Source organism: Prevotella sp. Sow4_E9_plate (genome assembly GCF_052116205.1).
GTDB lineage: Bacteria > Bacteroidota > Bacteroidia > Bacteroidales > Bacteroidaceae > Prevotella.
In genome coordinates this window covers 24387-42650 of record NZ_JBQKLN010000002.1, presented here as the reverse complement: position 1 = coordinate 42650, position 18264 = coordinate 24387, and the positions used below count along the sequence as shown (strand labels likewise).

At 47.8% G+C, this 18264-nt stretch carries 8 protein-coding genes; 5 read left to right on the top strand and 3 right to left on the bottom strand.

Annotated features, from left to right (window positions below; genetic code table 11):
- Positions 1 to 119 precede the first annotated feature (119 nt).
- From rmuC to ACTQ53_RS01090, 4 genes are all read left to right on the top strand, one after another.
- Entirely contained in the window at positions 120 to 1502 is a 1383-nt protein-coding gene (gene rmuC / locus ACTQ53_RS01105; protein WP_441931716.1) for a DNA recombination protein RmuC, read from the top strand.
- Between the two features lie 245 nt (positions 1503 to 1747).
- The gene (locus ACTQ53_RS01100; protein ID WP_295347140.1) at positions 1748 to 3337 is read left to right on the top strand and encodes a mannitol dehydrogenase family protein; all 1590 of its coding nucleotides are present in this window, start codon (positions 1748 to 1750) and stop codon (positions 3335 to 3337) included.
- 42 nt (positions 3338 to 3379) lie between these two features.
- A complete protein-coding gene (gene uxuA, locus ACTQ53_RS01095) occupies positions 3380 to 4651 on the top strand; it encodes a mannonate dehydratase (RefSeq protein WP_006847799.1) in 1272 nt (423 codons plus the stop codon).
- 385 nt (positions 4652 to 5036) lie between these two features.
- Complete coding sequence (locus ACTQ53_RS01090; RefSeq protein WP_441931715.1) at positions 5037 to 7445, top strand: glycosyl hydrolase 115 family protein; 2409 nt, start codon at positions 5037 to 5039, stop codon at positions 7443 to 7445.
- 20 nt (positions 7446 to 7465) lie between these two features.
- Here ACTQ53_RS01090 and ACTQ53_RS01085 read toward each other — a convergent pair whose 3' ends face one another.
- The 3 genes from ACTQ53_RS01085 to ACTQ53_RS01075 form a co-directional block, all read right to left on the bottom strand.
- Positions 7466 to 7888, bottom strand: a complete 423-nt coding sequence (locus tag ACTQ53_RS01085; RefSeq protein WP_153124402.1) for a hypothetical protein — start codon at positions 7886 to 7888, stop codon at positions 7466 to 7468.
- A gap of 697 nt (positions 7889 to 8585) precedes the next feature.
- Positions 8586 to 9470: an Rpn family recombination-promoting nuclease/putative transposase gene (locus ACTQ53_RS01080; protein ID WP_441931714.1), complete on the bottom strand. Its 885-nt coding sequence runs from the start codon at positions 9468 to 9470 to the stop codon at positions 8586 to 8588.
- 638 nt (positions 9471 to 10108) lie between these two features.
- Positions 10109 to 12604 carry a GH36-type glycosyl hydrolase domain-containing protein gene (locus tag ACTQ53_RS01075; RefSeq protein WP_441931713.1) on the bottom strand — a complete coding sequence of 832 codons (2496 nt, stop codon included), beginning with the start codon at positions 12602 to 12604 and terminating at the stop codon, positions 10109 to 10111.
- Between the two features lie 158 nt (positions 12605 to 12762).
- On the opposite strand from ACTQ53_RS01075, the gene ACTQ53_RS01070 reads away from it, so the two are divergent.
- Positions 12763 to 18225 (top strand): alpha-2-macroglobulin family protein, encoded by a 5463-nt coding sequence (locus ACTQ53_RS01070; protein WP_441931712.1) that lies wholly within the window; start codon positions 12763 to 12765, stop codon positions 18223 to 18225.
- Positions 18226 to 18264 lie beyond the last annotated feature (39 nt).

The following is an 18264-nucleotide window of genomic DNA, read 5'->3' as shown; positions in this document are numbered from 1 at the left end:
ATGCGAAGAGTTAAATATCTACAAGAATCCCCCATGATGTTTGGTGTTATGTCTTGAAATGATTACTTTTGCAAATCATAATTTTTGCAGATTTACAGAATCATTCAAAACAAGGATAAATGGAAATAGTAATTGGAATCATCATAGGGCTTGCCATCGGATTCTTCGTGGGAAAACTGATGGAAGCAAAAAGTGCGGGAGAGGAGAAAACGCAGCTTGTTGCGAAGGCGCAGGTGCTGCAGGCTAACATTGAACAGAGCAATCTGCATCATGCTTCTGAGGTTCAATCCTTGAAGCAATCTCATGCTGTAGAAGTTCAAGGTCTGAAGGATTCTCATGCTTCTGAAGTTCAATCCTTAAAAGTTCAGATGGAGAACGAACGACAGTATGCCGCCAGACTCAGGGCGGAAAGCGACCAGCAGTGGGCACAGAAACTCGAGAGCCTGAAGCAGGAAATGCAGCGAATGACGATAGAACAGCAGAAGGTGGCGGCTGAGCAGTTGGCTGCCAAGCAGTCGGCTCTGCAGGAAAACAACCGTCTGCAGATGGATGAACTCCTGAAACCTATCAAGGATCAGTTTGCTGATTTCAAGAAATCGGTAGAGGAGAGCAAAACCCAGAACGAGGTGAACAAGAAGGAACTGCAGAACACCTTCGAAGCCACGATGAAACTCTTCCAGCAGGAACAGCAGCAGGCTGTACTGAACCTGAAGGAGCAGACCGAGAAGATTGGCTCCGATGCTGCCAACCTGACCAAGGCATTGAAGGGCGACAGCAAGATGCAGGGCGACTGGGGCGAGATGGTGCTGGAAACCATCTTGGAGAACAGCGGACTTCGTAAAGATGAGGAATTCTTCATTCAGGAGAATACGAAAGATGAAGAGGGAAAGAACTATCGTCCGGATGTCATCGTCAGATTCCCGGAAGGCAGAAGTGTGGTCATCGATTCCAAGGTTTCGCTTACCGCCTATTCCGATGCTCTGGCAGCTGAAGATGAGGCTGAACAGGAACGCCTGATGAAGGCACATGCGCTGAGCGTACGAAAGCACATCGATGAACTGGCAGCCAAAGACTATTCTAAACTGGTGGATGATGCCATCGGCTTCGTACTGATGTTCATTCCTAACGAGACCAGCTATATCGCAGCGATGAAGCAGCAGCCGGATCTCAGCCGTTATGCTTATCAGAAGAAGATTATCATCATCTCACCAAGCAATCTGCTCATGGCACTCCAGCTTGCCTATAATCTCTGGCAGTATGACCGGCAGAACAAGAATGTGGAGAAAATCGTGAAGACGGCAGCTGACCTGTATGATAAGGTGGCTGGCTTCGAAGATACCTTTATGAGTGTGGGGGATCTGATAACCCGCCTTTCGGGTACTTTTGATAAGGCTAAGAAGCAACTCTATGACGGCACCGGCAATGTGATGAGAAGGGTAGAGAGCCTGAAGGGACTTGGAGTGACACCGAAAAAGCAGATCAAGGAACTGGATAATCTGTAAAGTGTATACAAATAGTCTGCTGTTGGTTAAAAAGGAAACAGGGCGAAAAGCATTTTTTGTTACCGAAACATTTCTAATTGTTCAATTTAAGTTTCTATTTGTTCAATATTTTGAAATAATCTCTAAAAAGGAGCGGTATTTCAGATTAAATTCGTAATTTTGCTCTGACTAAACAGAAGAGGAATCATTGTATTGCTTATAAAAAGGCAAAAATTTACATAAAACAACATCAATAATTATTAATTATGAAACTGAATGACATTCTTTCTAACAACTTTCAAACTACAGAATGGGAAGCCAAAGGTTATGAGCTCCCTAAGTATGATATTGCTGCTGTAGCTAAGAAGACGCATGATGAACCTACTTGGGTTCACTTTGGTGCTGGTAACATCTTCCGTGCGTTCCCTGCTGCTATTCTTAACGATGCACTTAACACCGGCAAGTACGATCGTGGTGTTATTGTTGCTGAAAGCTTCGACTACGAAATTATCGATAAGGCTTATCGTCCTTACAATAATCTCTCTCTTCTCGTAGGCCTCCAGTCTAATGGTACTATCGAAAAGAAGGTTATCGCATCTATTACCGAAAGTATCAAGGCTGACAAGCAGTTTGCTGACGACTGGGCGCGTTTGGTTCAGATTTTCCAGGCTCCATCTTTGCAGATGGTTACTTTTACCATCACCGAGAAGGGATATTCTTATAATGATGCAGATTTGGCACGTGGTCTTGATGCAGTATTTGCTATGGGTAAGCTTACCGCTCTTCTCTATGAGCGTTATAAGGCAGGCAAGTTGCCACTTACTCTTCAGTCTACCGACAACTGTTCTCACAACGGCGACCATGTTAAGGCTGGCGTAAAGGCTTATGCTGAGCGTTGGGCACAGGATGGTGTCGTAGAGGCTGGTTTCGTAGATTATATCAATGACAGCAGCAAGATTACCTATCCTTGGTCTATGATTGATAAGATTACTCCTCGTCCACACGAGAAGGTACAGGCGATGCTCGCTGAGGATGGTTTCGAGGATAACAATACGATTATCACCGAGAAGCATACTTTCACCGCTCCTTTCGTAAATGCCGAGGAAGTGCAGTATCTTGTTTGCGAGGATACTTATACCAACGGTCGTCCGCCATTGGAGTTGGGCGGTGCGCTCTATACATCCCGCAAGACTGTGGATGAGGTTGAGACCATGAAGGTAACCACCTGTCTGAACCCTCTCCATACAGCGATGTCTATCTATGGATGCATGCTCGACTATACCTTGATTTCTGCAGAGATGGCTGATGATGATCTTCGTGCCTTCATCCAGAAGATAGGTTATATCGAGGCAATGCCAGTAGTAACAGATCCAGGTGTGTTGAATCCATACGAGTTTATCGGCACCGTTATCAACAAGCGTCTGCCTAACCCATTCATGCCAGATGCTCCTCAGCGTATCGCTACCGATACCAGCCAGAAACTCTCTATCCGTTTCGGTGAGACTATCAAGAAGTATATCGACCGTGGTCTCGACAAGAGCAACCTTGTGTTGATTCCTCTGGTATTGGCAGGTTATGCCCGTTATCTCAAGGCATTGGATGATAATCTGAAGCCATTCGAGCCATCTTCCGACCCATTGTTGGCAGAACTGCAGGCCATCGTGGCTCCTCTGGAGGTAGGCAAGGCTGATCAGGACTACTCTTGCCTCAAGAACCTCTATTCTCGCAAGGATGTATTCGGACTCGATCTCTACGAGGCTGGCTTCGGCGAGCAGATAGAAGGCATGGTGAAGGAACTCTTCGCCGGCAAGGGTGCCGTAAGACAGACATTGCACAAGTACGTTGCTGCAAGATAATTCATTTTTTTGATTTAACCAATACATTATATATAAAGATATATGGAAAGAACATGGCGCTGGTTTGGCAAGAAGGATAAGATTACGCTTGCCCAGCTGAAACAGATAGGTGTGGAGGGTATCGTGACAGCATTGCACGATGTGCCTCTGGGTGAAGTTTGGACACGCGAGAAGATTCATGAACTCAAGGAGTACATCGAGTCTTATGGCATGAAATGGAGCGTGGTTGAGTCTTTGCCTGTGGTTGAAACCCTGAAATATGGCGGTCCTGACCGCGACCATCAGATTGAGGTTTACAAGGAAAGTCTCCGCAACCTGGGTGAGGAAGGCATCAAGTGCATCTGCTACAACTTCATGCCGGTTTTGGACTGGGCACGTACCGATTTGTCTCACGACAATCCTAACGGAGCCAACAACCTCTATATGAACTGGGGCGAGTTTGCCTACTTCGACATCTATATCCTCCAGCGTGAAGGCGCCCGTGAGGATTGGGCTGAGTTCTCTAAGGAGCACAAGTGGGGCAGAGACCTCGTGGCTGAGGCTGATGAAATCAAGAAGACTTCTACACCAGAGCAGGATCATGCCCTGGTAGAGAATATCATCATCAAGACCCAGGGTTTCGTATCGGGTAACTTCAGTGAGGGCGATTCTGCTCCTGTCCAGAAGTTCCGCGACCTGTTGAAGCTTTACGATGGCATCGACAAGAAGAAGTTGCAGGAGAACATGAAGTACTGGCTGGAGGCTATCATGCCTATTTGCGATGAATACGATATCAACATGTGTGTTCACCCAGACGATCCTCCTTATCCTGTATTCGGCTTGCCAAGAATCATCGGTCGTGCCGAGGATATCCAGTGGATGCTCGATGCTGTGCCAAACAAGCACAATGGTCTGACTTTCTGTGCAGGTTCATTCTCTGCCGGCGAGCACAACGACTGTGTGGCAATGGCTAAGCAGTTTGCTGACCGCACTCATTTTGTTCATCTGCGCTCTTGCTACATCTTCCCTAACGGGAACTTTACAGAGGCTTCTCACTTGGGTGGTCGCGGCCATCTCATTGAACTTTGCCGCATCTTTGAGAAGGCTGAGCAGGAAGGCAAGTGCAATTCCGGTCGTCGATTGCCAATGCGAGTAGACCACGGTATGACCTTCACTGATGAGCCAGGTGGCGTATTCGATGAGAGCAATCATGGTCACAATGCCGGTTACACTCTCCTCGGCCGTATGTTTGCCATGGGTCAGATTCAGGGTGTCATCGCAACAGTAGATGATGAACTGGGCATTGAGTATAAGCAGCCGGGATTCTATGATTAGTGATTAGTTATTAGTGATTAATTCTGATGAAATATAAAAAGGGCTAGCATGCACAAGCGCACGCTAGCCTTTTTGTTTTTACACCCTCTTGGACCGCATGTGGCCATGGGGCAATTTCTGGGTGTCATCGCCACAGTTGATGATGAACTCGGCATCGAGTATAAGCAGCCGGAATGATCTTATTTTAAATAGAAATGTAGTTTTTTTGTTCGCCCAATGATACAAATCATTCAAATGTAGCAGGATTGACGAATTTTGCTGTTTTTTATACGAATTTTAGGTGTTCTCTTCCAATTATTCGTATTAATTTTGCAGCAGAAAACAAAAGATATAGTCGGTTATAGTAACAGAAAATATAAATTATTAATTATTAAGAATATCATATATGACATATAAGTATATTATAACTCAGAGTTTGGCGATGCTGATGAGTCTTGCTTCGAATGCTTTCGAAGTGAAGAGCGGGCAGATGGTGGTGGTTTCTGCTGATACTGCCCGGATGGAACCCGTGGCTAAGACAGCTTTGAAGATGTTGAAGGGCGATATCCGAAAAGTGCTGGGCTCGGAAATGAAACTTGTTAATACTTCTGTTAATAGTTCCATCATCCTGCAGAGGGATGCCGCTGCCTTCGCCTACAAGAAGGAAGCTTTCCTGCTAAAGTCAGCCAATGGCTGCCTATATATAAAAGGTAGCGATGATCATGGATTGGCTTACGGCATCCTCGAGGTGTCTCGCCTCTTGGGCGTTTCACCGTGGAAATGGTGGGCAGATGCCGAGCCTAAGCAGCTCAAGGCATTCTCCCTGAAGGAAGGATATCACAATGAGCAGTCACCATCGGTGGAGTATAGAGGCATCTTCATCAATGATGAGGATTGGGGACTGATGCCATGGTCGGGAAAGACCTATGAACCATCGGATATTCCAGGTCATATAGGTCCGAAGACCAATGCCCGCATCTTCGAACTCCTGCTCCGCCTTCGTGCCAATACCTACTGGCCGGCGATGCACGAATGTACCCGTCCTTTCTTCCTGACAGAAGGCAACAGAGAGGTGGCCCTGCAGTATGGCATCTACATCGGAGGTTCCCATTGTGAGCCGATGGCTTCGAGTACGGCTGGCGAATGGAAGATGAGAGGAGTAGGAGAATATGATTTTCTGAACAACAGGGAGAATGTGCTCCAGTTCTGGGAAGACCGTGTGAAGGAGGTGGCTGGTCAGCCTATCCTCTATACCATCGGAATGCGTGGCGTTCATGATGGAGCCATGCAGGGAGCCAAGACAACTGAGGAACAGAAAACAGTATTAGATAGCGTCTTGAAGGCGCAGAGAGAGTTATTGGGAAAATATGTGAATAAGGATGTGGCGCAGGTACCTCAGCTGTTCGTGCCTTACAAGGAGGTGCTCGATGTGTATCATGCAGGCCTGCAGGTGCCTGAGGATGTATGCCTCGTATGGTGCGACGACAATTATGGTATGGTGCGCCACTTTCCTACAGCCGAAGAGCGTGCCCGCAAGGGTGGTAACGGCATCTACTATCACGTGAGTTATTGGGGCCGTCCTCATGATTATCTCTGGCTCGGCACCTTCTCGCCAGCTTTACTCTACCAGCAGATGTCTGAAGCCTGGCACAAAGGCATTCAGAAGTTCTGGATTCTCAATGTGGGCGATATCAAGCCTGCTGAGTATCAGATAGAGCTCTTCCTGGATATGGCGTGGAATATGAACCGCATCTATTCGGGCGATACCCCAGAGAAGGAGCTGCAACCTAACAATGAATGGCTGGCAGAGCATGAGAAGAACTTCTGGACCCGCGAATTCGGCAAGAAGCTGGCTGCAGAGATGCTGCCGGTGATGCAGGAGAGCTATCGGCTGGCGTATATCCGCAAGCCGGAGTTCATGGCGAATACACGATGCGAGGAAAGAAATCCGAAATATAAGATTATCTCTGACCTGCCATGGAGCGAAGTCTATATCCGGGCAAGATTGGCTGATTACAAGTCGATTTCTGACAGGGCAGAGAAGATAGGGGGAATGCTCGATAAGGCGATAGCCAAGGGCGAATTGCCTAAGGAACGCAAGGATGAGTTCTATCAGCTATTCAAATATCCCGTGCAGGCTGTTGCCCAGATGAACAATAAACTCCTTTATGGGCAGCTGGCTCGCCACGGAAAGGAAATTTCTGGTTCTTCCCGTGATGTTTCTGCCGAGTATTGGAAGAAGAGCGAGGCGGCTTACGACAGCATAATCAGTCTCACCAAGATATACAATGAGGGTTATTACAATCAGGGCAAGTGGAACCGCATGATGGATTTCCAGCCACGCAGGCTGCCGGTATTCAACCGTGTGCCTCATACCGTGGCTACCCAGCCTTTGGCAAAAGATCCTGAATATATAGCATGTTTGAGCGCCAACGATTGCATTTCAGCCAGTCCTCTTTACTTGTGGAAGGGATTGGGTTACGAATGTAAGGCGATTAGTATAGTCCGAAATCAAGAGATAGGTTTTGTTTTCGACGGTAAGAAGGTGAAGGGTGATTCGGTTACCATCGAAGTTCGCTGGGTTCCGACTCATCCTATGGATGACAAACTTCGTTTCTCTCTGTCGCTGGACGCAGGAAATCCGGTTGAAAGGGAGGTTCAGACCAGAGGCAGAAGTGAGCTATGGAAGGTGAACACCCTGCAATGTCAGGCTCGCGTATCCTTTACATTGCCAGTAGCCAGAATGAAGAAGCATCGCATTCTCATCAAGGCATTGGACGAAGGCTTGGTCCTTGACCAGGTTTGTGTGTATTGAGAGGGCGTGTTTTACGGGAATTATTTCTTCGCATCGAGTTTCACCTCCTCTACATATTTCACCAGCGAATCCTTGCCGTTCAGCAGATAGTAGTCTACTCTTACCACGTGGTTGATGTCGGCATTACCCTTCACCTTGATATGTAGGGTCTTACTATATATAAAGGTGTCGCGGCGTGAAGGGTAGGATACCAGCTGGATGATATCCTTGGTAGAACCGCTGCCTATATAAAATATGTCGGTACTGTCCACGATGGCAGCCTGCTCAGCTGTCTTTTTCGCCATCTTTTTGGCGTGGGCAGACGATGTGTCTTCCGGATAGAACTCGCTGGCAGCCACGGTGTCACCATCCTGCTGTTCGGGTGCGAACTTGCAGCTGGTACCGGTTGTCGTAATAAGGGTTGTGGCGGCAATGGCAGCCACGAAGTATAAAATCTTCTTCATGATTATCTGTTTTTTGCCTGCAAAATTACAAAAAATCCTCTGAAAAACCAATTTCTTTTTCGTCTGATCGTCTTTTGAGCGAATAATTATCGTTCATTTGATACAATAAATCGTTCTTGATGCGTAAAAATGCCAAAAATTGCTGTTTTTTGAACGATTTTTTCACCTATTATATACAGAAAAACCTTATCTTTGCACCAGAATTCAGAAAGGTTTGGTTTACTTACGGTGAATCGATTCGTTTCGGGATGATATGGTTTACGATTATAAGTTTAGGTTTAGTTGTTTTAGGTTAAGTTTAAGGTAAAAGTTTTTAAGTTTAGGTTAGTTAGGTTTTTAGGTTTATAGGTTTAGTTTTTTAGGTTTATAGAATTGTATTCTAGAAGTCCACGGCCCGCTGTTGAAGCTCGCTGTGGATTTTTTTATCCCCAAAATACAAAAAAAATATGAGATTGTTTTTGGATTCTTAGGTTTTACTCGGTAAAAATCTGCGACGTTTGCGAATTGAAAATCGGCGGCAGAAGGGAAAGTTAAAGCTGCGGGAGTTATTTCTTGTCCCACAGAGTCCACAGATTTTCACAGATACAATAGAAAAAAAGGTCTATATGCCACGATAATCGGGTGGCGTATAGACCCTTTTGGTAGTATCAGGGATGCCGAAGGATGACGCCATGCGGTCTGATGGAGCGCTGCATGACTAGAGTTTCATCTGCTTGATTTCCTCTGCCGTCAGCCCCGTCATATCCATGACCATTGCTTCATCTATACCCTGTGCCAGCATCTTTCTGGCAATCTCAAGGCTTCGCTGGTTCATGCCTTCTTCTTTACCTTCAGCTCTGCCTTTTTCCATGCCTTCTTCCTTACCTTTCTGGTAGCTGTCATCTATGAGGGTTCTTTCAACGCTTACGGAATCCCAGAACTTGTCGTAGGCCCAGAGTTCGGCATCTGTGAATCCGGAAATCTCCAGTTCCTCTACGGCTTTTCCTATCTCCGGGTCATTAAGTAGGTCGGAAGGAATCTCCTTCGTGTTGGAATTGATTTCCGTGAGGAAACGGAGCCACAGCACCATCATGCGCTTGTCGGAGATGGAATAAGGAGTGAACTTAGGGAGTTCTATGAAGGTGAAATGCAATCCCTCGATGACCTTATTACTGTCCTTGTCGTGCACGATGCGGTAGTTGTGGATGAAATCCGGAGTATCATGCGCAAAGATATCATTTATCAGGTTGAGAGAATACACTGGTTGGAGTTCACTGTATTTTCCTCCCTTTTTAGCCTGACTCACATAGAGCTTGGATGCATTGAACAGTACTCGCTGCTGGAAGGCATCAGACCATTCCATCTGCATCTCCACGCAGAACTTCCTGCCTCTGACGTCGGTACAGAGTACATCAACAATGGTATTCTTGCCCCCTTCGAGCTGGGGCACAAGTTCTGTGGGCAGATACTTGATTTCTTGTATCTGCTCTTCTTCGCTGAGTGGCAGGAGGGCGTTCAGAAGGCTGATCAGTCTTTTAGGATGATTGCCGAATATCTTCTTGAACGTGAGGTCTGCCTTAGGATCTAAGTACTTCATAACCATCTGTTTTTTAATCTACAGCGCAAAGTTACGACTTTATTTTCAAATCCGCAAGCTTTTTCTGGAATTTCTTTGTTTTTCCTTGGGGGTGTTCTAAAGAAGCTATTAGATAGGGAAAATATCTCTGAGAGATAAAATATTATCTCTGTGAGATAAAACTATATCTCCGTGAGATAAAATAATAGCGTATTGAAAAATCTTGATTCTTTGGAAAAAGAGGGAAAAAATAAGACACGAAAACTGAAGGCAAAGTTTTTTGGAGTGTTAAAATAGGGTTAAAAAGTAAGGAGAATGGACAAAAATGTTGGCTGAAGGACTGAAGGCACTTTTTCAAAATAATAATTTCATGCCAAAAACTGCATTTTAACACTTGGTATAAATATGTTGCAATTACCTAATAATCATATAATTACATCTTTTTTACTCTACGCTGCATATAAAAATGAGTTTTTAATTTCAGATTTCAGTTTTTTTGTGACCCTTCCTTCACAACCTTCAGTTTTTCAGAGGGGTTCCTTTACTCGTAATTCTTTACAAATTCTAAAATCCTAAATCTGCGTTATCTGTGATATCTGTGGGACGATTAAAGAAATAAAAAAGAGAATGCGCCATGGACTCATGACGCATCCTCTTTTATTTATTTACATTTCTACGATTACCTCGTGTTTGCCTTCCTGACATGGAATGATGGTGCCTGGGATAGCCTTGCCATCAACGGTTATCTGCTTGACGCCCTTCTCCTTGCCTTCTGGGTTCTTTACCACGATGTGGTATTCGCCACCACGGAACTTGCGGGTTACCTCGTACTCATGGGCGGTGCTTGGGAGACATGGGTCGATGTTCAGACCCTCGTAATCTGGCTTGATGCCTAGGATGAACTCGCTGACCGTATACCACATCCATGCTGCTGTACCGGTGAGCCAGGAGTTCTTTCCTTCGCCCGGTTTGGCTGCATCCTTACCGGCTACCATCTGGCAGTTTACGTAAGGTTCTACCTTGTGCAGAGTCTGATACTTCTCTTCTACATAGCTTGGCAGAATCTTGGTATAATGGTTCCAGGCATCGTTGCCACGACCGGCTACGGTTTCACCGATGATAACCCAAGGATTGTTGTGGCAGAAGATGCCGGCATTCTCCTTGTAACCTTCAGGATAGGATGATATCTCGCCCATCTCTACATGATAGGTGGTATAGGCAGGGTTGTTCAATACCATTCCGTGCTCGCACTCCAGACGCTTCTTGGCGCTGTCCAATGCCTTGTCGCAGAGACCGTCTTCCAGTCCGATGCCAGCCATGGTGCACCAGCCCTGGCTCTCGATGAAGATCTTGCCTTCTTCGTTCTCATCACTACCTATCTTGTTGCCGAAGAAATCGTAGGCACGGAGGAACCATTCGCCGTCCCATCCATGCTGCTTCACGGCTTCGCTCATTGCGTCTACCGCCTGCTGCATACGCTCGGCTTCTGCCAGGTAATCTTCCTCGGCTAGTCCGGCGATTTCGCCTTCATGGCTGTTCACGGCTTCCTTGGCAAGCTGCTTGCAGAGGGCTACATAGTCCTTGCCGGTTACTACGAACAGGCCGGCAATCATCAGGCTTTCAGCCTTGCTGCCTTCGCCCTTGTTCTCGGTGGTCTGGAAACTCTCGTTAGGATCCCAGGAGAAGCAGTTCAGGTTCAGACAGTCGTTCCAGTCGGCTCTGCCGATGAGCGGCAACTTGTGTGGACCCAGGTTGTTGATAACATGGTTCATTGAAATCTTGAGGTGCTCGAAGAGGCTTACTTCTGTGCCCGGCTGGTTGTCGAAAGGCACCTGCTCAGCGAGGATAGAGAAGTCGCCCGTTTCCTTGATGTATGCCACGGTACCGAAGATGAGCCAGCAAGGGTCGTCGTTGAAACCGCCACCGATATCGTTGTTGCCGCGTTTGGTGAGCGGCTGATACTGGTGGTAGCAGCCACCGTCAGGGAACTGGGTGCTGGCGATATCGATGATGCGCTGGCGGGCACGGGTAGGAATCTGATGAACGAAGCCTACGAGGTCCTGGTTGGAATCGCGGAAGCCCATGCCTCGACCGATGCCGCTCTCGAAGAAACTTGCCGAACGCGACATACAGAAGGTGATCATGCACTGATACTGGTTCCAGATGTTCACCATGCGGTCTAACTTGTCGTTGCCGCTCTTCACGGTGAAGATGTTCAGCAGGTTATCCCAGTACTGGTTGAGTTCTGCGAAGGCAGCGTCCACCTTTTCGGTGGTATCAAACTTGGCTATAAGCTCATGAGCCTTCTCCTTGTTGATCACCTTCTTGGCGCTGAACTTCTTGTCCTGCTCGTTCTCCACATATCCCAGGAGGAAGATGAGGTCGCGACTCTCGCCCGGCTGCAGGGTAACCTCTATATAATGAGATGCGATAGGGCTCCAGCCGTGGGCAAAGCTGTTGCGTGGCTTGCCTTCGATGACTGCCTCAGGCTCGGCAAACTCGTTGTAGAGTCCGATGAAGCTCTCGCGGTCGGTATCATATCCCTGAATCTCTGTATTCACGGTGTAGAAAGCATAGTGGTTGCGGCGCTCGCGGTATTCGGTCTTGTGATAGATGGTAGAACCCTCTACCTCCACCTCTCCCGTAGAGAAGTTGCGCTGGAAGTTCTCCATGTCGGTAGCAGCATTCCAGAGGCACCATTCGGCAAAGGAGAATACCTTGAGGGTCTTCACCTCCTTAGTCTGGTTCTTCAGCGTCATCTTCTGCACCTCAGCCCATGTATGGAGCGGAACGAAGAAGAGCACACTTGCCTCCACGCCGTTCTTGCTGCCCGTGATGCGGGTATAGTTCATGCCGTGGCGGCACTCGTAGCTGTCGAGCGGTGTCTTGCAAGGTTTCCATCCTGGGTTCCATACGGTATCGCCATCCTTGATGTAGAAATAGCGACCGCCGTTATCCATCGGCACACCGTTGTAGCGATAACGGGTGATGCGACGGAACTTGGCATCCTTGTAGAAGGAATAACCACCTGCTGTATTTGAGATGAGCGAGAAGAAATCCTCGTTACCCAAATAATTGATCCAAGGCCATGGAGTCTTAGGATCTGTAATCACGTACTCGCGATTGGCGTCATCAAAATGACCGTACTTTTTCTCTGCCATTGTTTTTTTAATGTTATTTTTAGATAAATTCTTTTATTTTGGTGCAAAGATAATAAAAAGTTTCAGTTTCGGGGTTAGAAAACAGTTTTTTTTTGTATTTTTGCAGTAGAAAGTTTGATGTTTAACAGATTGTAATTAACATAATATACTGTTGGCTTATGAAAAGAAACATTCTAACACTCCTCATAGCCCTGCTTGCCCTGCAGCAAACTGTGGCACAGACATACGACAACTTGTGGAAGCAAGCTGAAATCATTGCTCAGAAGGACCAGCCTAAGAGCGAAATCGCGGTGATGAAGAAAATCATCGCCAAGGCTTCGGCGGCAAATGATTATGGACAGCTGCTGGCGGCTGAGATGAGGCAGATGACTCTCTGGAAAGAGATTTCTGCTGACTCGCTGGAACCGAACGTGAAGCGGATGGAAGCCGAGGTGCTGAAGGAGAAGAACCCGGTTTTGAAGGCGGTGAGATATGCCGTGCTGGGCAAGGTCAGCGAAAAGAAAAGCCAGGAGTTCTTCAAGAAAGCCCTGGAACAGCCTGAACTTCTTGCTCGACATACATCTACAGAGTATGTTCCATTGACGCAGAAGGGCGTGGATGGCAGTTCCTTTAACAACGATCTGCTGCATCTCATCGGATTCGAGTCAGACAGCAAGGAGGCGTATCTACTGATGTATACCTATTATAATAAGGTGGGCAATCGGGGAGCGGCATGTCTCTGTGCCTATAAGCTCATTGAAAAATACAGTCAGGACGACGTGAGAGAGGTGAAGAAGTCGAAGTATCTCCATACCATCGACTCGCTCATCCACGTTTATCAGGATATTCCGGAGGCAGGCGAACTTGCCGTGGAGCACTACCGCTTCATGGAGCGTTCTTCCGATGCCAAACCGCAGGATAAGCTCAACTATATCAACTATGCGCTGAGCCGCTGGGGCGGATGGTCGAGAATGAACGAACTGAGAAATGCGCAGAAGCGACTCACCGAACCGATGTTCCAGGTGCAGGATATGCCGCAGGTATTGCGTCCAGGAGAGAAGGCGTGGGTGCATCTGAATGTGCGCAATCTCCAGAACCTGAAGTTCAGCATTTCCCGTCTTGATATCACGGCAGATAATAATTATGATGCGCAGGATGAGGCTACCTATAAGATGCTCCTGAAGAAGACTACGAAGCTGCATCAGAAGGATTACAGCAGGAACTACTACGGTCGTCCGGATTATGAAGAGGTGAAGGATTCCATCGAAATCGGTGGCAATCTGCCGCTGGGTGCCTATCTGATGGAGGTTACTTCGGATAATACCGGCATCGCTCCGCAGCGCAAACTCTTCTATGTGAGCAATTTGGCGGTGATGATCCAGCAGTTGCCTGATGATAAGCATCGCTATGTAGTGGTGAATGCTACCGATGGCCAGCCTATTGCCGGGGCTAAGATTGAACTCTATGAAAAGGATTATGATGTGAAGACGGGCAAGCATAAGCGACTGGTTCATGCCCGCTTGACTACTGACAGCAATGGTGAGGCTTACTTCAAGAATGTAGATGGAGAGGTGTTGATTTCCACTTCTGCAGATAAGTATGCGCCAGCCAAATACATCTATCTCAGCCGTGACCGCTATTTCGAGCAGAAGGATGACAAGACAGCATATCAGCTGTTTACCGACCGCAGCATCTATCGCCCGGGACAGAAGGTGCATGCCACTGCCGTCTCCTTTATCGTGAAGAAGGGCTTGGATGCCAGCGTGCTGGGCAAGAGCAAGGAACTGAAGTTTATCCTGAGAGACGCTGAATGGAAGCAGGTGGCTGAGCAGAAGGCTACGACCGATGAATACGGTACGGCTTCGGTTGATTTCGAATTGCCGAAGGAGGGAAAGACGGGAATGTTTTCTATCTCCGTGAATGGTCAGGCAAGCGAATATATCAGAGTTGAGGAATACAAGCGTCCTACCTTCGAGATTACTTTCCCGAAGGTGAACGAGCGATATACCTGGGGCGATACTATAGTGGTGAAGGCTACAGCCAAGACCTATGCTGGTGTGCCTGTGCAGGGAGCCAAGGTGGAATATAAGGTGACCCGCAGAAACCAGATGTGGTGGAGGGGTGCCAGTTCTTCCGATAAGCTGGTAAAGACAGATTCCACCGTGACCCGCGAGGACGGAACCTTTGAGGTGGAAATCCCATTGGAGGTTGCAGAATCGGAGAAGAACGACTTCATGCGCATCGCCCGCTTCTTTAATTTCACGGTTTCTGCCGTGGTTACGGATATCAGCGGCGAGAGTCATGAAGGCGAGATGAGTCTGCCTTTGGGCACCAGGTCTACTGCTTTCTCGGTGGATATGCCGAAGCGGATAGAGGTAGACAGTTTGAAGACCGTGACTTTTGCTTATAGAAATGCCAGTGGAATGCCGATTTCGAGCCAGCTGAAATATCGCATTGATAAAGGCGAATGGAAGGTGGCTGAGGCAAATGCTCCTATCGCCATCAAGGAATATAACGCTTCTTCTGCCCAGGTTCGGAAATCGGGCGTTCATCAGCTGGAGGCAATCTGCGGAACAGATACCCTGCAGCAGAAGTTCACCCTTTTCAGCATGAAGGATACCCATCCGATGGAAACAACCACCGAATGGTATTATCAGACGGCGAAGACCTTCCCTCGTGATGGAAAGCCGGTATACGTGCAGGTGGGTTCTTCTGAAAACGGAGCGCACATCGTTTATTCCATCATCGCCGGCAACAAACTGCTGGAGAAAGGTGCCTGGGAGTTGGGCGACAGTATCGTGACCCTGCCATTCACCTACAAGGAGGAATATGCGTCGGGCGTGGTCATCAACTATAGTTTCGTGAAGAACGGAGAATGCTATGCCCGAACCATCAATATCGCCCGTCCTCTGCCGGAGAAGAAGCTGAACATCGCCTGGAAGACTTTCCGTGACCGTCTCACTCCGGGACAGAAGGAGAAGTGGACCTTGCAGATTACCACTCCTGACGGCAAGCCTGCCAAGGCACAGCTGATGAGCGTACTCTATGACAAGTCGCTCGACCAGTTGGCTGAGCATAGCTGGAAAATGTCGCTGGGATTAAGCCAGTGGTTGCCAAGCTGCTATTGGAAGAGTAATCTGAAGTATTATAAGATGGATTTGTTGGGTGTTTATCCTACTAAATATTTCGACCAGAAACAACTGGATGTAGATAAGTTTGATGGCAAATATTTTAGCTATTATGCTTATATGGAAGCGGTGGAACGTTCTTATTTTGCAACCGTTGAGGCTGTTCGTATACAGAAAGACGAGCTGGTTCGAGATGAGGCGAAAGTCATGAGAATTCGTGGCTCTAAGATGACCCGTTTCGGAGCTGCTTCTTCGAAACCTTTGCTTTCTGAGATGGACTTGGCTTTACAGAACAAAATGGTGATGCTTGAAGAATTTGGTGGTGGAGGATCTAATAAGGTTCTTTCTTCTGCCGATGAAGCGGCACTCAACCATGTTCAGGTGCGTGAAAACCTGAACGAGACCGCCTTCTTCTATCCTGCCTTGGAGAGCGACAATCAGGGCAATGTGGCTATCAACTTTACCCTGCCGGAAAGCGTGACTACTTGGAAGTTCATGGGCTTGGCTCATGACAAGGAGATGCGCAATGGTTTGCTGGTGGATGAGGCTGTGGCTCAGAAGACCGTGATGGTGCAGCCTAACATGCCTCGCTTCCTGCGTGAGGGCGACAAGGCTACCATCGTGGTGAAACTCTTCAATACTTCCGACAAGAAGGTGAGCGGCAACGCCCGTATGCAGATTCTCGACCCGGAGACCAACAAGGTGGTTTGGCAGAAGACGCAGAACTACAGCATTGATGCCGAGGGCTCTGCTACCATCTCCTTTGATGTCCAGGGACTGAAAGAGGGTGTATATATTAATAAGGTGGTGGCTGCCGGAAACGGGTACAGCGATGGTGAACAGCACTATCTGCCTGTTTTGAGCAACCGTGAACTCGTGGTGAACACTCTGCCTATCACCCTGCATCAGAAGGGCGAGCAGAACTTCGACCTGAGCAAACTCTTCCTGAACAAGGAGGGCAAACAGGTGAAGGGCGCTGAAGAGGCAAAGGTAACCATCGAGTACACCAACAATCCTAGTTGGCTGATGGTGAAGGCGCTGCCAGCTATCAGCAATCCGGATGAGGAGGATGCCATCTCGCTGATGTCTGCCATCTACGCCAATACCATCACCACCCATATCCAGAAGACTCTCTCTTTGGATAATCATTCTCAGAAGAATCTCTCTCAGGAGACCATTCGTCTGCAGAATCAGGTGGAGAAATTGAAGAAGTTGCAGAATGCTGACGGTTCCTTCTCCTGGTGGAATGGAATGAAGGGCAGCAGATATATGACAACGTCGGTAGCCGAAATGATGGTTCGTCTGAATGCCGTTGCTGGTGTTCAGAAATCCACCGCCAAGATGCTGACTTCCGCCATTGATTATCTCTCCTGGCAGACAGCGCAGGAAGTAAGAGAAATGAAGAAGCAGGAGGAGAAAAAGCAGAAGGTGAGTCCTAGCGAACAGACGCTGCATTATCTCTACATCCTTTCGATGGATGGTAGAAAGATGAAGCAGAATCTGGAAGCTGACAAGGCTTATCTCCTGGACAAAATGTCGAAGATGACCGGTGATTTCACCATCTATGGCAAGGCGCGTGCTGCCGTGGTACTCGCCAGAAACAGCCAGCAGAATGCTGCTTACCGCGAGAAGGCAGGCGAATATCTGCAGAGTGTGAACGAATATGCTGTTTACCGCGAGGAGATGGGCCGCTACTACGATACCCGCAAGGCACTCTACAGCTGGAGAAACTATAAGATTCCTACCCAGGTATCTGTGATAGAGGCGCTGCAGATGCTGAAGCCGAACGACAAGCAGACCATCGAGGAACTGCAGCGTTGGCTCCTGATGTCGAAACGCACCCAGGTTTGGGATACGCCGGTGAACACCGTAGATGCTGTCTATGCCTTTATGAAGGGCAATGAGAGCAACTGGAGCAGGAAGGCTGAGAATGCCGTGCTGAAACTGGATGGCAAGCTGCTGCCGATGCCGCAGGATTCCACTACTTTGGGCTATGTGAAGACCGGAAGACCAGGCAAGGCATCTAAGCTGAGCATCGACAAAAAGAGCGATTATACCAGCTGGGGTGCTGTCTATGCAGAGTTTAAGCAGCCTATCAGCGAAATCGGTTCTGCGGTATCGGGCATCAAGGTGCGCCGTGTCATCGTTCCAGCCGAATCTGAGAGCAAGGGCAAGGCGCAGGCGAAGGTAGGCGAGAAGGTGAAGGTAACGCTCATCATCACCTCCGACCGCGACTACGACTTTGTGCAGATTACGGATAAGCGTGCGGCATGTCTGGAACCGGTCAACCAGTTGAGCGGTTATCAGTGGGGCATAGGCTGCTATGTTTCTCCAAGAGATCATGCAACAAATTTCTATTTCAATCGTTTATCTAAAGGTAAGCACATCGTAGAAATGGAGTATTACGTGGATAGAAAGGGCGACTATCAGAGTGGAACTTGCACCGCTGAGTGTACCTACAGTCCGGAATTTGGTGGCCGCACAGAGACTTATGAATTGAAAGTTAATAATTGATAGTTAAAAGTTTATAGATTGATAATTAAGAATAGAATA